The organism is Variovorax sp. CF313 (assembly GCF_000282635.1).
Classification (GTDB): domain Bacteria; phylum Pseudomonadota; class Gammaproteobacteria; order Burkholderiales; family Burkholderiaceae_C; genus Variovorax.
Window position 1 is genome coordinate 36,576 of the sequence record NZ_AKIW01000033.1, and the last position, 15,439, is coordinate 52,014.

The 15,439-nt window shown below is 64.6% G+C and carries 17 protein-coding genes; 6 read left to right on the forward strand and 11 right to left on the reverse strand.

Translation table 11 applies throughout. The features are described 5' to 3' along the window. The first annotated feature begins 3 nt into the window (after positions 1 to 3). From PMI12_RS10800 to PMI12_RS10825, 6 genes are all read left to right on the forward strand, one after another. The gene (locus PMI12_RS10800; RefSeq protein ID WP_007832063.1) at positions 4 to 549 is read left to right on the forward strand and encodes a GspH/FimT family pseudopilin; all 546 of its coding nucleotides are present in this window, start codon (positions 4 to 6) and stop codon (positions 547 to 549) included. A 120-nt stretch (positions 550 to 669) separates the two neighbouring features. Continuing rightward, complete coding sequence (locus PMI12_RS10805; RefSeq protein WP_007832065.1) at positions 670 to 1,503, forward strand: DUF6502 family protein; 834 nt, start codon at positions 670 to 672, stop codon at positions 1,501 to 1,503. Further along, positions 1,500 to 2,873, forward strand: coding sequence for a DUF5666 domain-containing protein (locus PMI12_RS10810; protein WP_007832067.1), 1,374 nt, complete (start codon positions 1,500 to 1,502; stop codon positions 2,871 to 2,873). Before PMI12_RS10805 ends, PMI12_RS10810 begins: the two co-directional genes overlap by 4 nt. Before the next feature lie 308 nt (positions 2,874 to 3,181). Continuing rightward, positions 3,182 to 3,658, forward strand: a complete 477-nt coding sequence (locus PMI12_RS10815; RefSeq protein ID WP_007832069.1) for a hypothetical protein — start codon at positions 3,182 to 3,184, stop codon at positions 3,656 to 3,658. Positions 3,659 to 3,898: 240 nt separating this feature from the next. Next, positions 3,899 to 5,581, forward strand: a complete 1,683-nt coding sequence (locus tag PMI12_RS10820; RefSeq protein ID WP_007832071.1) for a sensor histidine kinase — start codon at positions 3,899 to 3,901, stop codon at positions 5,579 to 5,581. A gap of 25 nt (positions 5,582 to 5,606) precedes the next feature. Further along, positions 5,607 to 6,299, forward strand: coding sequence for a LuxR C-terminal-related transcriptional regulator (locus tag PMI12_RS10825; protein WP_007832072.1), 693 nt, complete (start codon positions 5,607 to 5,609; stop codon positions 6,297 to 6,299). A gap of 31 nt (positions 6,300 to 6,330) precedes the next feature. Here PMI12_RS10825 and PMI12_RS10830 read toward each other — a convergent pair whose 3' ends face one another. The 11 genes from PMI12_RS10830 to PMI12_RS10870 form a co-directional block, all read right to left on the reverse strand. Beyond that, a complete protein-coding gene (locus tag PMI12_RS10830; protein WP_007832074.1) occupies positions 6,331 to 7,242 on the reverse strand; it encodes a type II secretion system F family protein in 912 nt (303 codons plus the stop codon). A gap of 12 nt (positions 7,243 to 7,254) precedes the next feature. Beyond that, positions 7,255 to 8,247 (reverse strand): type II secretion system F family protein, encoded by a 993-nt coding sequence (locus PMI12_RS10835; protein WP_007832076.1) that lies wholly within the window; start codon positions 8,245 to 8,247, stop codon positions 7,255 to 7,257. 9 nt (positions 8,248 to 8,256) lie between these two features. Further along, entirely contained in the window at positions 8,257 to 9,627 is a 1,371-nt protein-coding gene (locus tag PMI12_RS10840) for a CpaF family protein (RefSeq protein ID WP_007832078.1), read from the reverse strand. A 36-nt stretch (positions 9,628 to 9,663) separates the two neighbouring features. Continuing rightward, positions 9,664 to 10,815 carry an AAA family ATPase gene (locus tag PMI12_RS10845; RefSeq protein ID WP_007832080.1) on the reverse strand — a complete coding sequence of 384 codons (1,152 nt, stop codon included), beginning with the start codon at positions 10,813 to 10,815 and terminating at the stop codon, positions 9,664 to 9,666. Positions 10,816 to 10,843: 28 nt separating this feature from the next. Further along, entirely contained in the window at positions 10,844 to 11,287 is a 444-nt protein-coding gene (locus tag PMI12_RS10850; RefSeq protein ID WP_007832082.1) for a TadE/TadG family type IV pilus assembly protein, read from the reverse strand. Then, complete coding sequence (locus PMI12_RS28125) at positions 11,284 to 11,736, reverse strand: TadE/TadG family type IV pilus assembly protein (RefSeq protein ID WP_007832084.1); 453 nt, start codon at positions 11,734 to 11,736, stop codon at positions 11,284 to 11,286. The genes PMI12_RS10850 and PMI12_RS28125 overlap by 4 nt, the downstream gene beginning before the upstream one ends. Before the next feature lie 9 nt (positions 11,737 to 11,745). Further along, positions 11,746 to 12,981 carry a pilus assembly protein TadG-related protein gene (locus PMI12_RS28130; RefSeq protein ID WP_007832086.1) on the reverse strand — a complete coding sequence of 412 codons (1,236 nt, stop codon included), beginning with the start codon at positions 12,979 to 12,981 and terminating at the stop codon, positions 11,746 to 11,748. A gap of 46 nt (positions 12,982 to 13,027) precedes the next feature. Continuing rightward, on the reverse strand, positions 13,028 to 13,204 hold the full coding sequence (locus PMI12_RS10855; protein ID WP_007832088.1) for a Flp family type IVb pilin: 177 nt from the start codon (positions 13,202 to 13,204) through the stop codon (positions 13,028 to 13,030). Between the two features lie 91 nt (positions 13,205 to 13,295). Continuing rightward, positions 13,296 to 13,511, reverse strand: a complete 216-nt coding sequence (locus PMI12_RS10860) for a Flp family type IVb pilin (protein WP_007832090.1) — start codon at positions 13,509 to 13,511, stop codon at positions 13,296 to 13,298. A 123-nt stretch (positions 13,512 to 13,634) separates the two neighbouring features. After that, a complete protein-coding gene (locus PMI12_RS10865) occupies positions 13,635 to 13,931 on the reverse strand; it encodes a hypothetical protein (protein ID WP_007832092.1) in 297 nt (98 codons plus the stop codon). Between the two features lie 11 nt (positions 13,932 to 13,942). Continuing rightward, positions 13,943 to 15,418, reverse strand: coding sequence for a type II and III secretion system protein family protein (locus PMI12_RS10870; RefSeq protein ID WP_443260164.1), 1,476 nt, complete (start codon positions 15,416 to 15,418; stop codon positions 13,943 to 13,945). Between the last annotated feature and the right edge of the window lie 21 nt (positions 15,419 to 15,439).

Consider the following 15,439-nt stretch of genomic DNA (forward strand, 5'->3'; position numbering starts at 1 on the left):
CCCGTGATTCCCAAGAGCAGGAGCAACCGCCCCGGCACGGGTTGCCGCCCCCTCCGGCCGCGCGGCTTCACGCTGGTCGAGCTGATGGTCACGCTGGCAGTGATGGTGGTGCTGATCGCCATCGCCGTGCCTTCGTTCGACAGCGTGCGCCTTTCGACACGGCTGAATTCCTACGCCACGGCCCTGGTCGCCAGCGGCCAGCTTGCGCGCAGCGAGGCCATCAAGCGCAATGCCGCCGTCACCCTGTGCGTTTCGGCCGACGGCGCCAGCTGCAGCACTTCGGGCCAATGGGAAACCGGATGGATCGTGCTGAGCGGCACGAAGGTGCTGCTGCAGCAGCCCGCCGCTGCCGGCGGCTACCAGCTGCGCGACTCCGGGGGAACGAGTGCCCTTACCTTCCAGGCCACCGGCGTCGGCGCAAGCCCTGCAAGCATCACGATCTGCCGGGCCTCACCCAGCGCCAGCCAGGCCCGCCTCGTCAACATCAGCGCCACGGGCCGGACCAGTGTCAAACGTTTGGCCGACGGCACTTGCGCCGGAAACGGCTAAAAGCGGTCCAAAGATTTCACACGGGTGCTGTTGCGCAGGACAATAGCGCTTACCCGTGGTCGGCAGCCAGCGCTGCCGTCCCTTTTCGAACCGCACCTTCAGGAATAATCGCTCGCCTCCATGGAACACCGGCTGGACTGGGCCCTTGCCGCCTGCGCTCGCATTCTTCGTCCGGTGGTCCGGCTGGCCCTCGCCATGGGGGTCAAGCATCCGCACCTCGAGGAACTGCTGCGCGACCTGCTGATCGAGGAAGCACAGCGAACCTGGCGCAGCCAGGGCGTGCCCAAGCCCAACCTGAGCCAGCTTTCGGTGACCACCGGCCTGAACCGCAAGGCGGTGACCGCCAAGGTCCGGGCCACCGTCGATCCCCTGCCCCACACCGAGCTGTCGGCAGCGGCCAAGACTTTCACGTTGTGGCTGCAGATGCTGACCCAGGACGACTCCTTCCGGCGCCTGCCCATCACCACCGGCAATGCCGCCCCCTCCTTCGAGACCGTGGCGCGCATGAGCAGCCGCGGCAACGTGCACCACCGCACCATCCTCGACGAACTGGTGCGCCTGAACATGGTGACCGAGGACGAAGGCGTGGTCGAACTCACGACCGACGGCTTCGTGCCCGTGCAGAACCTCCAGTCCATGCTCGCCTTCCTCGGTGACAACGGCCGCGACCATCTGCTGGCGGCCGTCTCAAACACACTGGGCGAGGAGCCCAGGATGCTCGAGCGCGCGGTGTACGCGCGCGGGCTGACGCTGCAGGAATGCGAGCAGATCCAGCGCCTCGCGCGGGAGCGCTGGGCGACCCTGCACCACGAACTGGCGCAGGAAATGACGCGGGCGGTCGACAGCGCCCCCGCCGGTGCCAAGGCGCGCATCCGCGTCGGCATCTACACCTATTACGAAGACGAGAGCGCGCCAGCGCCGCCCCGTCCCCCTGAAAGCGAGCCCCCGCGATGAACAACATCAAGAAACCCCGCCGGCTCATGCTCGGTCTTTTGTACGTCGCCCTCGTGGCCCTGCTGCTGTCCTGCGGCGGGGGTGGAGACGGTGCCAGCGGCGGCTCGGTGGCGGGCGTTGGCAGCAGTGCGGCCGGCACGGCGACCGCGGGCGCAGGCGCAGACGCCGCGGCCGGAGCGAGCACCGGAACCGGCACAGGTGCCACCGGCGACGCATCCGGAACCGGCAGCGGCACCGGCGGCGACACGAGCACCGCCAGCAACGGCAGCACCGACGGCTCCGGCGTGGGTTCGGGCGGCACCGGCGTGACTGCCGACGCCGCCGGCATCGGCGCGGCGGACGGCCTGGGCAGCATCATCCTCAACGGGATGCGCTACAACACTGACAGCGCCGCCATCACCATCGAGGATGCCACCGAACTGCAGATCGGCATCAGCGCACGCGTTGCCGGCAAGGTCGACGCGGACTTCACCAGCGGCGTCGCGACCCAGGTCGTGTCGGCCGCGGAACTGCGCGGTGCGGTCTCGGCCATCGACATCCCCGCCGGCAGCTTCGTCGTGATGGGCACCACCGTGAGCATCGACTCGGCCACCGTCTGGGCCGACGCGAGCGGGCTGGCCGACGTCGTCTCGGGCAGCATCGTGCAGGTGTGGGGCCTGCCCGGTGCGCCGGGCACCCTGCGCGCCACCCGGATTCAGGTCGCTCCAACCCTGAGCGCCCCTCTGGTCACGGGCACCGTGGAGAACATCGATAGCGCGCGCAAGACCTTCATGCTCGGGCAGCTGACGATCGATTTCGGCGCGGCTGCGTTCACGGGCCTGGACGCATCGTCGCTCGCCAACGGGACCATCGTGCGCGTACGGGGCACCGCCGCGCCGTTCGCGAACCTGTTCGTGGCCACGAAGGTGGAGGGCTGGTATGCCGTTCCGGTGAGCAACGGCATCGCTGTCCAGCTGGCGGGCGTCATCACCGACTTCGCTTCGCGCGGCTCGTTCAAGGTTCTGGGCACGCCGGTCGATGCGACCAACGCGCAGATCACGGGCGGACCCGTGGGCTCGCTCGGCAATGGCGTGAAGGTCGAGGTCGACGGCTTCATGTCCGGCGGCGTGCTTGTGGTGAAGAAACTGCGCATCCGCAACATTCCGGGCACCGGCGGCCCGGCCTCGTTCACGCTGATCGGTGCCATTGGCACCTATTTGTCGTCCGCCGATTTCAGGGTGCAAGGCAAGCCCGTGAACGCCGGAGCGCCCGGCGTCGTCTTCGAGAACGGCACCGCCGCGGACCTGGCCAATGGACGGCGCGTTACCGTGGTGGGAGACCGCGTGGTCAACGGCGTGCTGATCGCACAGCGGGTGACGTTCACGCCTTGACCCATCGAGCGCCCGCGACGATGGACGCCCTCTCGATTCACGCCCCGGCCTTCCCGCCTATCGACAAGGCCGGTCGGTTGCTGTACAACAAAACGCCTAAAGTGAAAAAATCACATTTAAGGCGCCAATGCCCTATCTCCGTCGTGACGAACGGCATACATCCAGCCACGGCTTTCCATCCGTGGTTTCGTCACGCGTCCTGAAGGGGTTTGCGGGAGGCGGCGCAGTCCAGGTGCTTCGACGGGGAAACCCGCTCGCATCCCCTCCCCATGTCTCGATGCGCACATCCAGTGCGAACAGGAGCATGTATGCCGCTCACCCTCCTCCTTCGGCTTCTTCACGAGAGATTTCCGGTGACGCTTACAGCCGAGCCGGACATCAGGCACGCCGCGGTTCTGCTTGCGACCGGACTTGTCGAAGCCGAATTCCATCTGGATGACCTTGGCTACCAAAAGTACGAGAGTGCCGTGGTGTTCACCATCACGGACGAAGGGCACGCGGAGATCGCTGGCCTTCGCTCCAGCCGCGCTGCAGCGGCCGACGGTCCGAAGTGGCCCCTCATGCCGCTCGACTACCTGCGCAAGATCGGAAACTCGGTCTTCCCCCTGCGCACCGACGATCCGGCAGAAATCAACTCGGTGGCCGTACTGAATGCTGCCGGCATGGTGGAAGCCACGCTTCCCCCGCCCTGCCGCGCCAGGCAAACCCAGCAGAAGTTCAGGCAGGCAGTCATCCTGCGGGTGACTCCCCTGGGGCAGACAGCGCTGGTCGCGCGGCGGACCTGAATCCGCGCGCTCGACAGCGGCTTCGCTGTTTCGCACGGGAAAGGTACCTGCAATCAGCGAGTTTTTTTGCTGATCGGCGAAGCCGCTCCCCCGGCAGCGGTCTGAAAACCCCTTCAGACCCGCAATTGAAACTATACGTAACAAACGTCACAATGTGACGAAAGGTATCAATTTGCATTGTCTTCGACTACGAAAGTAGTAATGTGAAACCTTCACACACATCGCTTTCCCGCTTTTTCCATGCTCACACGCACCACTGCCCCCGACGTCGACGCGAGCATTGCTGCGGATGCTCTCATGGTGGCCCGCATGCGCCTCGTGCTGTCTTTTGCGGCGCTGCTCGCCGTTGCCGTCGACGCGGGTGACCACCGGCAGCAGGTTTCGGGGGCGGTCTGGTTGGCCTTTTCCGGTTACATCCTGCATAGCCTGCTGGTGTACGGGTGCACCCGCATCGGCCGCCCGTATTTCCAGGGCAAGGCCATCCACTGGTCCGACGTGCTGTGGTTCACGCTGATCGTATTCGTGACCGACGGCGTCCAGAGCCTTTTCTTCCTGTTCTACTTTTTCGCGATCCTGACCTCCTCGTTCCGCTGGGGCTTCGAGGAAGGCGCCCGTGTAACTATTGCATCGGTCGCCTCTTTTGCCGCCTGCGGCCTCGCCACCAGCACTGGCGACGACACGCCGCAGCTGCTGATGCGCGCGACGTTCCTGCTGGCCCTGGGACACATGATCGTGCACTGGGGCGGCTCCAAGCTGGCCCTGCAGCGGCGCCTGGCACTGCTGGGCGATGTCAGCCAGCTGTCCAACCCCCGGTTCGGCGCAGGCCGCACCATCGCCCGCACGATGGAAAAGACGCTGGCCTTCTTCCGGGCGAGCCACTGCATCCTCCTGACGCGCGACACCTCCACCGGCGACTGGATCCTGCGCACGCTGCGCAAGGACGACGCCTGCGAACACGTCAGCGTCGAGACGATCGGGCGCATCGCCGAGTCGCCGCTCATGGCGCTGGCACCGGACCTCACCGTGGTCAGCAGCCGCATGCCCTGGCCCCTGAACCGCCTGTGGCCACAAAGCCATGCCCTCGAAGCCGGCGCGAGCGGCTGGCGCGTCGAGGACGAGGAAGGCGCGCAGCGCTGCGCCGCCGTGGCCGCCATGCTGGAGGCCCGCAGCTTCATCAGCGCTCCGCTGCCGATGCGGCTGGGCGAGGGCCGGGTCTTCGTGTCATCCGGCGACGGGCTGTTCAACAAGTCCGACGCCCTGTTCCTGGCACACCTCATGGAGCAGATCTTCCCGGTCATCGAGACCATCGAAGTGCTCGACCGGATGGCCTCCGAAGCCGCCTCCGCGGAGCGCTTGAAGATCGCGCTGGACCTGCACGACACGGCCGTGCAGCCCTACATCGGCCTGCGGATGGGCCTGTGCGCACTGCTCAAGAAGGCCACCACCGACAACCCGCTGCGCGAGGATCTCGACAAGCTCGCAAGCGTGGCCGACGGCGTGATCGCGGACCTGCGCCGCTATGCCGGCGCGGTCAAGCACGGTGCGAACAGCCCCTGCGGGCTCGTGCTGCCCCACCTGCATCGCCAGGCCGAGCGCATCAAGGGGCTCTACGGCATAGAGATCGCCGTCGCCGTGGACGGCCAGGTCCTGCTGGACGACCGTATGACTGCGGAAGTCCTGCAAATGGTCGGCGAAGGGCTGAACAACATTTGCAAGCACACCCACGCGCACCACGGCAGCATCCGCCTCGGCTGCAAGAACGGGCGGCTGCACCTGCGCATCGAGAACGAAGCCTGCGAAGAGGGTTTCACGAAATTCCGCCCCCGTTCCATCACCGAACGCGCCGCCGCCCTCGGCGGGCGGGCGCAGGTCCGCCAGTGCATCAGCGGCGGCACCGCGGTGGTGGTGGAAATTCCCATCTGAAAAAAGACAAGACCAGGAGCCCGTCATGCAACCTGCTGCCCATTCCATCGGCGTTCTGCTCGTTGACGACCACAAGACGATGCTGTGGGGCCTGTCCAGGCTGATCGACGGGGAACAACCGCGCATGAAGGTGGTCGGCACCGCCAGCAGCTGCGAAGACGCCGTGGCGACGGCGGCAAGCCTCGCGCCCGATATCGTTGTGCTCGACCTGGACCTGGACGGCCATTGCGCCATCGACATCCTGCCCAGCCTCCTGTCGAACGAGGTGTCGCGCGTCTTCGTGCTCACCGCGGAGCGCGAACAGCGCATGCTCGACCTTGCCGTGCTGCACGGCGCCCGCGGCGTCATGCGCAAGGACGCTTCGGCACAGCAAGTCCTCGAGACCATCGAACGCGTCTACAACGGCGAGCTTTGCGTCGATCCGCAGACCATGGGCCGCGTCTTCTCCCAGTTGACCTCGGCGAAGAAGCCGCCGAAGGCCGACCCCGAAGCCGCCAAGCTGGCCAGCCTGACGCAGAAGGAGCGCGAGATCATCCGCGTCGTGGTGGCGGGCAGCGGCGCCTCGAACAAGGCGCTGGCCGCAAAGCTCTTCGTCACCGAGCACACGCTGCGCAACCATCTCACCTCGATCTACCAGAAGCTCGGCGTGACGAACCGCCTCGAGCTGTACATCCACGCGGTGAAGCATCAGCTCGACGCGACGGCTGTCGCGCACTGAGCAGCCGCCGCGCCGGGTTGCCCCCCGGCCCTCAATGCCCGCCCAGCATCGGCCCGATCATCCGGACCATGCGGATGACCGCCGGCGTAAGAATGACCATCGAGATGCAGGGAAAGATGCACAGCACCAGCGGCAGCAGCATCTTGGTCGGCACCTTGGCCGCCAGTTCTTCCGCGCGAACCTGCCGCTTGTGGCGCAGATCCTCGGAGAACACGCGCAGCGATTCGCCGATGCTGGTGCCGAAGCGGTCCGCCTGGGTCAGCATGGTCGCGAAGGTGGCTATCTCCTCCACGCCCGTGCGCAGCGCGAGGTTGCGCAGCGACTTCTCGCGCGTGCTGCCGGCGCGCATTTCGAGATTGGTCCAATGCAGTTCCTGCGCGAGGGCCGCGCTCTTGACCTGGATTTCCTCCGTGACCTTGGTCAGTCCGGCGTCCAGGCCTAGCCCGGCCTCGACGCACACGAGCATCAGGTCGGCGGCATCGGGAAAGTTATCGAATATTTCGCGGTGGCGCGCACGGACCAGCAGGTTCAGCACCACGTTGGGCAGGTAGCAGCCGGTCAGCGCCGCCACCGCGAGCCACAACATCATCACCGTGCCGCCCGCCGCACCCGCCGCCCGCATTCCCAGGAATGCGAGCGCGGCAAAGCCCAGCGGCAGCAGCGTCTTCATGCCGAAGTAGACGAGATAGGCGTCCGGGTAGCGGATGCCGGCGTTCAGGAACCGCAAGCGCAGCGGCGACAGGTCGGCGTCGCTGGTGGGCGACGACAACTGCGCGAAGGGGCCGACCAGCCGGACGGCGGTTTCGGTCCATGCCGACTTGCCGGCCGATGGCGCTACCGCCTGCAGGCGCTGCGCGGTGCGCGTTGGAGACAGCCAGGCCGCCACGCCGACGATGGCCAGCGACACGGCGAGGAAGACGAGGATGGGAAACAGCATGCTCATGGTTCTTCTCCTTCAAACGCGAATCTTCACGATCTTGCGCAGGAGCACGATGCCCACGAGCATCAGCGCCAGCATCCACCGCAGGGCCGTCTGCCCGATCGGGTCCGTCCACAGCGGCGACATGAATGCGGGGTTGAACACGTTCATGAGCGCCGCCAGCGCGAAGGGCATGAGGCCCAGGATCCAGGCCGACAGTCGCCCCTCGGCCGACAGCACACGCACCCGAGCAAGCAGCTTGAGCCGGTCGCGAATGAGCCGGCTCAGGTTGCTCAACACCTCTGTCAGGTTGCCGCCGGAGTCACGCTGTATCAGAACCGCCACCACGAAGTAGCGCAGATCGGTGAGCGGCACGCGTACGCTGAGATTGGTCAGCGCCTGCTGCAGCGAAACGCCGAAGTTGACCTCGTCGGCGACCATGCGGAACTCGCTGGCGATCGGGTCGGCCATTTCATCGCCGATCATCTGCACGCCGCTCGCGAACGAGTGCCCCGCGCGCAGGGCGCGCGTCACCAGGTCCAGCGCTTCCGGAAGCTGCTTCTCCATGCGGGCCAGCCGGCGGCTGCGCTGATGCTGCAGGTAGAGCACCGGAAGCATCGCCGCACCGATACCGGCGGCGAGCGCCGGCAGCACAGGCTGGCGCGCCATCCACATCGTCGCGAAGAACGCGAACACGCCGAGCACGCCGCACGTCAGCAGGAAGCTGGAGACCGTCCATTCCAGCCCCGCCTGCAGGATGAAGCGATCCAGCCGGTGCGCCCGCGGCAGCGTCAGCAGCATGCGCTGCAGCCACGGCACCTCGCTGAGCATGCGCTCCTTGGCCAGGTGGGCCTGCGACGTGCGGTCGATCGCCGCGGAAAACGCCTGCAGCCGCTTCTCGATCTTGCGCGCCTCGGGCCCCTTGTAGGAGCGCCACAGCAGGTACAGGCCCTCGATCACCAGCAGCACGGTCACGAAGACCAGCACGGCGGCAGTGATGAGCGCATTGCCGCCCAGGTTGTTGAACATGATCGCCTCCTATTCGTAGTGCTTGCCCGGCTCGAACATGGTGTCGGGCAGGTCGACGCCGTAGGCATGCAGCCGTTCCGCGAATTTCGGCCTGACACCGGTCGCCTGGAAATGGCCGCGCACCTGGCCGTCGGGCCCCATGCCGGTCTGGTGGAAGGTAAAGATCTCCTGCATGGTGACCACCTCCCCTTCCATGCCGGTGATCTCCTGGATGCTGGTGACCTTGCGCCGCCCGTCGACCAGCCGCAGGACCTGGACGACCACCGTGATGGCCGAGGCGATCTGCTGGCGCACGGTGCGGTGCGGCAGGTTCAGGTTCGCCATGCCGATCATGTTCTCCAGCCGCGCCAGCGCATCGCGCGGCGTGTTGGCGTGGATGGTGGTGAGCGAGCCTTCGTGGCCGGTGTTCATCGCCTGCAGCATGTCGACCGCCTCTGCGCCGCGCACTTCGCCGATGACGATGCGGTCGGGCCGCATGCGCAGCGCGTTGCGCACCAGCGCACGCTGCGTGATCTCGCCCTTGCCCTCGATGTTCATCGGCCGCGTTTCCATGCGCGCCACGTGCGGCTGCTGCAGCTGGAGTTCCGCGGCGTCCTCGATGGTGATGATGCGTTCGGTCGGCGGAATGAACCCCGAGAGAATGTTCAGCAACGTGGTCTTGCCCGCGCCCGTGCCGCCGGAGATGAGCATGTTCACCTTCGCCTGGGCCAGCCCCTCGAGCATCTGCGCCATCGGCGGCGTCAGCGTCTTGAGCTCGTTCACGAGGTTCTCCATGCGCAGCGGAATCTTCGCGAAACGCCGGATCGACATCATCGGCCCATCGAGCGCCACCGGCGCAATGACCGCATTGACGCGCGAACCGTCGGGCAGCCGCGCATCGACCATCGGGCTGGACTCGTCGATGCGCCGCCCCACCAGCGAGACGATCTTGTCGATGATGCGCAGCAGGTGCTTCTCGTCGGTGAAGCTCACATTGGTCAGCTCCAGCCGGCCTCGCCGCTCGACGTAGACCTTCTCGTGCGAATTGACCAGGATGTCCGAGACTGACGGATCGGCCATCAGCAGCTCGATCGGCCCGAACCCGAGCATCTCGTGCTGGATGTCGCGGATCAGCGTGCGGCGCTCGATGTCGTTGAGCGCCTCGGGCTCCTCCTGCAGCAGCCGCGCGACCATGGTCGAGATTTCCTGGCGCAGCACGTCGGGCTTCAGGGTTTCGAGCGCCGCGAGGTCGAAGCGGTCGAGCAGCTTCAGGTGCATGCGCTCCTTCAGCAGCTTGTAGGCATCCGACGCAAAGGGCGAGGTGGTCAGGTCGGCGGCGTGCGGCGCCTGCCCGTGGCCGGGGTCGGTCTCGACCGCATTGAGCTGTTCTCTGAATGACATGGGAACCTGCCTTGCTGTTGAAGAATGGATCGGAACTCAGGCCCGACGGAAGAGTCGCCCGATGAAACCGGGCGCCGCTTCCTGCCGCGGGCTGAGCGTGTGAGCGATTTCGGCGAGCCGCTTGGCGAGCGCGCTGCCACGCGACATCTCCACCAGCGGCACGCCCTGGTTGATGGACGCATCCACGTCCTTGCCACCGTCCGGCACGATCGTGAGCGTTGCCCCGACGAGCGAGCGGCGCATGTCCGACAGCCCGATCTCCCCGCCCCCGGCGCTGCGGTTCACGAGCAGCTCGACCTTGCCGGGCGCGTAGTCCAGCGACTTGAACACGTGCATCAGGCGCGTCACGTTGCGGATATGCGGAAGGCTCGGCTGCAGTACAGGAAAGATGCGGTCCGCGCGATCCAGCACGCGGATTGCAAGCGTGTCGATGCGCGGGCCGAGGTCGAACAGCACGAAGTCGTACATCGAGAGTGCGACCTGCAGGATCGCATCGATGTGCTCGGCCTTGACGTCCATCGCTCGCGAAAGATCGTCGGGGGCGGGCAGGATGCTGAAGCCCGGCGCCACGCGCACCACACTCGCTGCGAGCAGGGAGGCGTCGAGGCGGCCGATGTCGCGCGCGACGTCGGCCATCGTGGAACTCGGGCGCATGTCGCTCACATAAGACAGCGCATCGCCGAACTGCAGGTTCAGGTCGATCAGCAGCACCGAGCGCTCGCGCGAGAGCTGGTACGCGATGTTGGTCGCGAGAAAGGTCGATCCGCTGCCGCCCTTGCAGGGCATGAATGCCACCACCTGGCCGGGGCTGCGCGCCTGTGTGCTGGCCATCTTGAGCGCGATGCGCTCGACGGCGGCTTCGAGCGCGACCGCGTCGGAGGGCGACGGCAGCACTTCGCGCACGCCAGCGCGCATTGCGTGGATCAGGAACTCTGGTGTCTGCATGGCGCACAGCAGCACCACCGCGATCGCCGGGTGCTGCAGCGTGAGCTTTTCCACCAGTGCCAGCTCCTGGAGATCGCAGCACATGCCGTCGACAAGCAACAGTTCGGGGGCCGCCTTCTCGACGACCCACTGCATGCGGCTCTTGCCGCCTTCGAACAGCGACACCTGATGGGAGCGCGCCTCGAGGACCTTGCGCATGTCCTGGAGGTGATTCGGATTGGGGGAGATGATGGCGATTTTCATGATGATGTGGCCCGGAGTTAAGTGCAGACTAGGAACAGACGGCGCTGCTGTTCGGGTCCTGCCCCATGATTTCGCGCGGCAGGTAGGTGGAAAAGCCCGGCATCGGGATCGGAGAATGTGTTCCGAATCCGATGGGCGAAATCCATTGGTAGTCGAGATCGACGATGCGGACGTTCACGCCGCTGCAATTGGCGGCAGTACAGCTCGCACTGATGCTGCCTGCCGCGTCGTACCAGTCGATGGTGACATTGGCAGCCGTCAATTGCGGCAGGAATTTCTGCATGTTGGAAAGTACGACGGTGGCATTCCGGTCGCACACGACGGCAGCGCGAGCGCCCCAACGGGTAGCCTCGTTCGCCGCATTCCAAGTCCACAACATGCGCGAAAAATCGATGATGCCCAGAAGGAATGTCAAAAATATCATCAGCACCAGCGCAAACTCCACCGCGGTTGAGCCTGATTGTTTTTTCATAGCGGTCCCCGCATCGTGGCAGTGATGTCAGCGTAATTGACCGTACCGAAAGTCAACCCAAACGCACTATTTATCAATGGCACAAATTTGTAGCAAGGTGGCGCCGAAGTTGCGCAACCCGCTATTTTTACCGTGACCGTGTTGATGACCGGGTTTGCGCCATTCAACTGCCATACAGGGTCTTTGACCTGATCCAGTGCAAGGCCGAGTGCCAGAGGTACACCACTATTGGCGAGGTTTCCGTACACCACAAGATTTTTTGATTCGGTAATCTTTGTACCGGGGCTTTGGGTGGATAAGTAGCGAGCGGCATCACGTACCGATTTGGTCAGCGTGTTGTACTGATAGAGCGCCCGGCTGAATTCCGTGGTGATGAAGGTGAGTATCAGCAGCAAGGGCAGTATCAGGGCAAACTCCACGAGTGCTGTTCCAGCTTGTTCATGTTTCATAAGGCCTCCTCATTGAACCAAGGCAGGCACGAGTGGGCCGCCGAGCCCACCGACCACCCCTATGGTCGAGCAGGGGCTGCTGGGGCTGTCTGCCTGCCCGAGATATTCCACCCACATTTTCTGGCCCGGACCACCACCGCTTTTTATCGGATGCAGTAGCAGAATGCAGGCCATGCTGTCAATCTTCAGCGTGCCATTTCCACCAAGCCCATCAAAACCCACGCAATCAACGACCGGCGCCACCACGATTCTGCGATCCGCACCTACGGTACTTAGCGAACCCGAATAAGTTTTCCCCCCGGTTTGCAAGCCTGTGGTATCTGGGGCCTTTTTATCTCCTTGGTAGGGCGCATTGATTGCGCGTTTTGCAAGAAACTGGGGATACTTATTGGGATAGGGAGGTTGCGCCGGTGCCGTGTCCAAATACCAGGCATAACCAGTGAGATCAGGAATTCCATCAGTGGTGGGGCCACCGCTTCCCTGATAAATGCCAAAGCGGGTGTTGTAGGCAAAAGCGGCGCTGCCATTGTTGCCGGGCTTGCCGGCGACCGTATTGCTTCCTGGCAGGGCGCACTGGCCTTCTCCCTTCAACACGTCCTTGAGTTCCTTCGCGCCTCCACCATTGGCGGTAAAGTCGAGCCAGCGAAATTGGCCGGTTACCGCGTCATCGCTACCAACGGCCCCGGCCAGCCACTCACCCGGGTGATAAGTGGGAGTCCTTCTGCAAAGACCTACCGGAATCGCGCAGTTGGTTTGTGAGGGAGCACGCGAGGCCACGGCCAGCGCCGCAACGCTTTGAGTCGCTCCCAGTGCGGGATTGCCCGAAGAAGCTGCCGCTACCTGCAACAGCCATGGCTGCATTCCCGATTTGGTATGCACGCATTTCGCATATCTGGCGTTGGCCACCGGGGCGAATGTGTGGCTATAGGAGCCAATCAGCGTGTCGCTGAAAGTGACATCGGCTGCAACGATGCCAGCAGCTTCGCCCTGAAAGTGAATCTTATTGAGATTGCCCGACGCCATGCCCGCATTGGTGGCGCGAGTCAAAGCGTCGCTAGCGCCGTCAAGTTCCTGTGCTGCTGCCAGGGCACAGCTGTCCATAGCAGTCTGCAACTCCGTCTTCACGACGAAGAGGCGGCCGAAGTCCAGCGCAATGCCCATGAATCCGAGGAGGACCAACAGGACCAGCGCGACGGTAATGATCACCGCGCCGCTTTGGCGGTGGCCGGAAGTGTGGACTTTCATGATCGGCTTCCTGTGCAATGGTGTCAGTTCGGAAAAGTCCGGCGCTTCAGCCGCAATTCACGCCGCCAAGGCAGGTGCGGACGAGATCGACAAGATCGCTTAGGTTCGTGTCCGTGACCAGCGGCTGCAATTCGACGACCAGCAGGATCGAGATCACGGCAATGATCAGCGCGTACTCCATCACTTGGGCACCGCTCTCATTCCGCAGGAATGACTTGAACATGATGAGCACCTCGCTTTGGGCTGGACGGCGGCGGGCAACGGACAAGCCGGCTCCGCCACCGCCGTCGTTCCAGTAAATGCGATTACCTGGCTTAAGGGTTGCAGACGGCCATATTGCCTTGGAGGCAAGCGGCCACGCGTTGAATGAAGGTTGTGAAGTAACCTCCGGTGGTCAGGCCCTGCAGCGCAATGACGAGGGCGATCGACACGACTGCGATGATGAGCGCGTACTCGATAACTTGCGCACCGTCCTCTTCCTTGGCGAACGAGGACATGAAGTTGCCGGCACGGACAAAAAGTTGGTTCATTTTTTCACCTTTGAATTGCAGTAAGAAAACAAGAAAATCTTGCATTGGCTCTTGGGTTGATTGACTTCTATCTTTGTGTGGCAACTCCTTTCTGTTCGAATTCAAGAATCGTTCGAGGGCCGCCTAACGACCCCCACCGCCGCTATCTCCACTACCAATCCCGCCACCGATGTTGATGACGTTCACCGCCGGCGGCGGCGCCTTGTAGGACTTCTGGTACTGCACCATCGACTCGCGCGCCGCGCGGCCGTCCATGCCCGCGACGGGGTCGCCGTCCCGGCCTGCATCGGGATTGATCGTCATCTTCCTTTTCGCGTCACGCACCGCATCGCCAAAGCGCGCGTCGTAGTTGGGAGTGACGTGGGAGCATCCGGTGCCCAGGAGCAGCATCAGCGCGAGAGTGGTCGACTTGATGAACATGGTGTTGCTCCTCACTGGATATTGGTGGCCGGTGTGGCCGGTGCGGTCGGTGCCGGGGTGGCGCTTTCGAGGCTGCCGTTCAGATAGACCTCCGCACGGCTGGGAACGACGTGGTTGTCGTTCGGCAGGCGAGGCGACTCGGCCAGTGGCCGGACCATGCGGGGCGTGATGACGAACATCAACTCGGTCTGGTCGTTCTGGAACTCGGTGCTGCGGAACAACGCCCCCATCACCGGCACTTCGCCCAATCCGGGGTAGCGCTTGATGGACTCCGTGACGTTGCTCTTGATGAGCCCCGCGATAACAAAGCTCTGCCCGTCGTTGAGCTGCACGGTGGTGTCGGCGCGGCGCACCGTAAGCGATGGCAGCACGGCGGTCACTCCGCCGATGGTGGTGAAAGGCGAACCGGTCTGCGACAGGTCCGACACCTCCGAGACCATTTTGAGATTGACCCGGCCGCCGTTGAGCACGGTCGGGGTGAACTTGACCCCGATCCCGAACTCCTTTTCTTCCAGCGTGATATTGGTGCCGCTGCCGCTAGAGGAGCTCTGCGCCACCGGAATGAAGATCTTTCCGCCCGACAGGAAGCTCGCCTGCTGGCCGCTGATGGCCATGATGTTGGGCTCCGCCAGGATGCGCACCAGGCCGTCGTCCTTCTGGCCGTCGATGCCGATCGACGTACGGCCGACCCTCAGCGCCTCGATCAGGCCGCCACCGCCGCTCAGGAAATTGGAGATCAGCGAATAGTTGTTGAGGCCGCCGTTGCCGGAGCGGTTCAAGTTGACGCGTCCGCCCAGCCTGTCCAGCAGGGTCTTGCTGATCTCGGCGATCTTCACTTCGAGCATGACCTGCTGCGGCGCCGTGACACGCAGCAGGTTCACAACCTTCTTGCCGTCGGCGCCGTAGGCCGACGCAAGGCTCATCACGTCGTCGAGCTTGAGCGCATCGCTGATCTCGCCGGTGAGCACGATGGATTTTTCCGCGCTGCGCACGCGGATGCGGCTCTCTTCCGGCATCAGCTCTGCCAGCTTGGACTGCAGCGCTCCCGGATCGATGGTGACGATCACATCCTTGATGTAGCAAGTGCCGTCCGCACTCTGCAGCACGACGTTCATCGAGCCCGCCTGGCGGCCGCGGAAGAACAGGTCGGTCGGGCTCAGCAGCGTCACGTCGACATCGGCAATGCCGTCGCCAGCATTCGCAGCCGCGGCCGGTGCTGGCGGCGCCATACCCGCCGGCACGGCAGCCGCCGCGGGCGCCCGGCTCGGCGGCTGCCCGCTGACCACGATGCGGACGACGCGGGCCTTCAGCGGGATGACCACCGACTTGCCCAGCACGGCCTGCGTCGGCTGGTCGTCCGGAATGATGGCGGTGCAGCGACGGGTGGCGGGTGCCGCGGGTACCGCGGGCGCCGCAACGGCGGCGGTGGCGGCCGCAGCCGCGGCAGGCACCGCGAGTTCCGCGGAGATGGCGGGGGCCGCCATCATCGTGAGTGCCGCCAGCAACCA

Excerpts from the sequence above, each read along its gene's own strand:
- PMI12_RS10835 (WP_007832076.1), bottom strand. The coding sequence starts at position 8,247 with ATGTTCAACAACCTGGGCGGCAATGCGCTCATCACTGCCGCCGTGCTG.
- PMI12_RS28125 (WP_007832084.1), bottom strand. The coding sequence starts at position 11,736 with ATGAAACATGAACAAGCTGGAACAGCACTCGTGGAGTTTGCCCTGATA.
- PMI12_RS10860 (WP_007832090.1), bottom strand. The coding sequence starts at position 13,511 with ATGAACCAACTTTTTGTCCGTGCCGGCAACTTCATGTCCTCGTTCGCC.
- PMI12_RS28130 (WP_007832086.1), bottom strand. The coding sequence starts at position 12,981 with ATGAAAGTCCACACTTCCGGCCACCGCCAAAGCGGCGCGGTGATCATT.
- PMI12_RS10805 (WP_007832065.1), top strand. The coding sequence starts at position 670 with ATGGAACACCGGCTGGACTGGGCCCTTGCCGCCTGCGCTCGCATTCTT.
- PMI12_RS10870 (WP_443260164.1), bottom strand. The coding sequence starts at position 15,418 with ATGATGGCGGCCCCCGCCATCTCCGCGGAACTCGCGGTGCCTGCCGCG.
- PMI12_RS10830 (WP_007832074.1), bottom strand. The coding sequence starts at position 7,242 with ATGAGCATGCTGTTTCCCATCCTCGTCTTCCTCGCCGTGTCGCTGGCC.
- PMI12_RS10815 (WP_007832069.1), top strand. The coding sequence starts at position 3,182 with ATGCCGCTCACCCTCCTCCTTCGGCTTCTTCACGAGAGATTTCCGGTG.
- PMI12_RS10820 (WP_007832071.1), top strand. The coding sequence starts at position 3,899 with ATGCTCACACGCACCACTGCCCCCGACGTCGACGCGAGCATTGCTGCG.
- PMI12_RS10850 (WP_007832082.1), bottom strand. The coding sequence starts at position 11,287 with ATGAAAAAACAATCAGGCTCAACCGCGGTGGAGTTTGCGCTGGTGCTG.
- PMI12_RS10810 (WP_007832067.1), top strand. The coding sequence starts at position 1,500 with ATGAACAACATCAAGAAACCCCGCCGGCTCATGCTCGGTCTTTTGTAC.
- PMI12_RS10825 (WP_007832072.1), top strand. The coding sequence starts at position 5,607 with ATGCAACCTGCTGCCCATTCCATCGGCGTTCTGCTCGTTGACGACCAC.
- PMI12_RS10845 (WP_007832080.1), bottom strand. The coding sequence starts at position 10,815 with ATGAAAATCGCCATCATCTCCCCCAATCCGAATCACCTCCAGGACATG.
- PMI12_RS10855 (WP_007832088.1), bottom strand. The coding sequence starts at position 13,204 with ATGTTCAAGTCATTCCTGCGGAATGAGAGCGGTGCCCAAGTGATGGAG.
- PMI12_RS10840 (WP_007832078.1), bottom strand. The coding sequence starts at position 9,627 with ATGTCATTCAGAGAACAGCTCAATGCGGTCGAGACCGACCCCGGCCAC.
- PMI12_RS10865 (WP_007832092.1), bottom strand. The coding sequence starts at position 13,931 with ATGTTCATCAAGTCGACCACTCTCGCGCTGATGCTGCTCCTGGGCACC.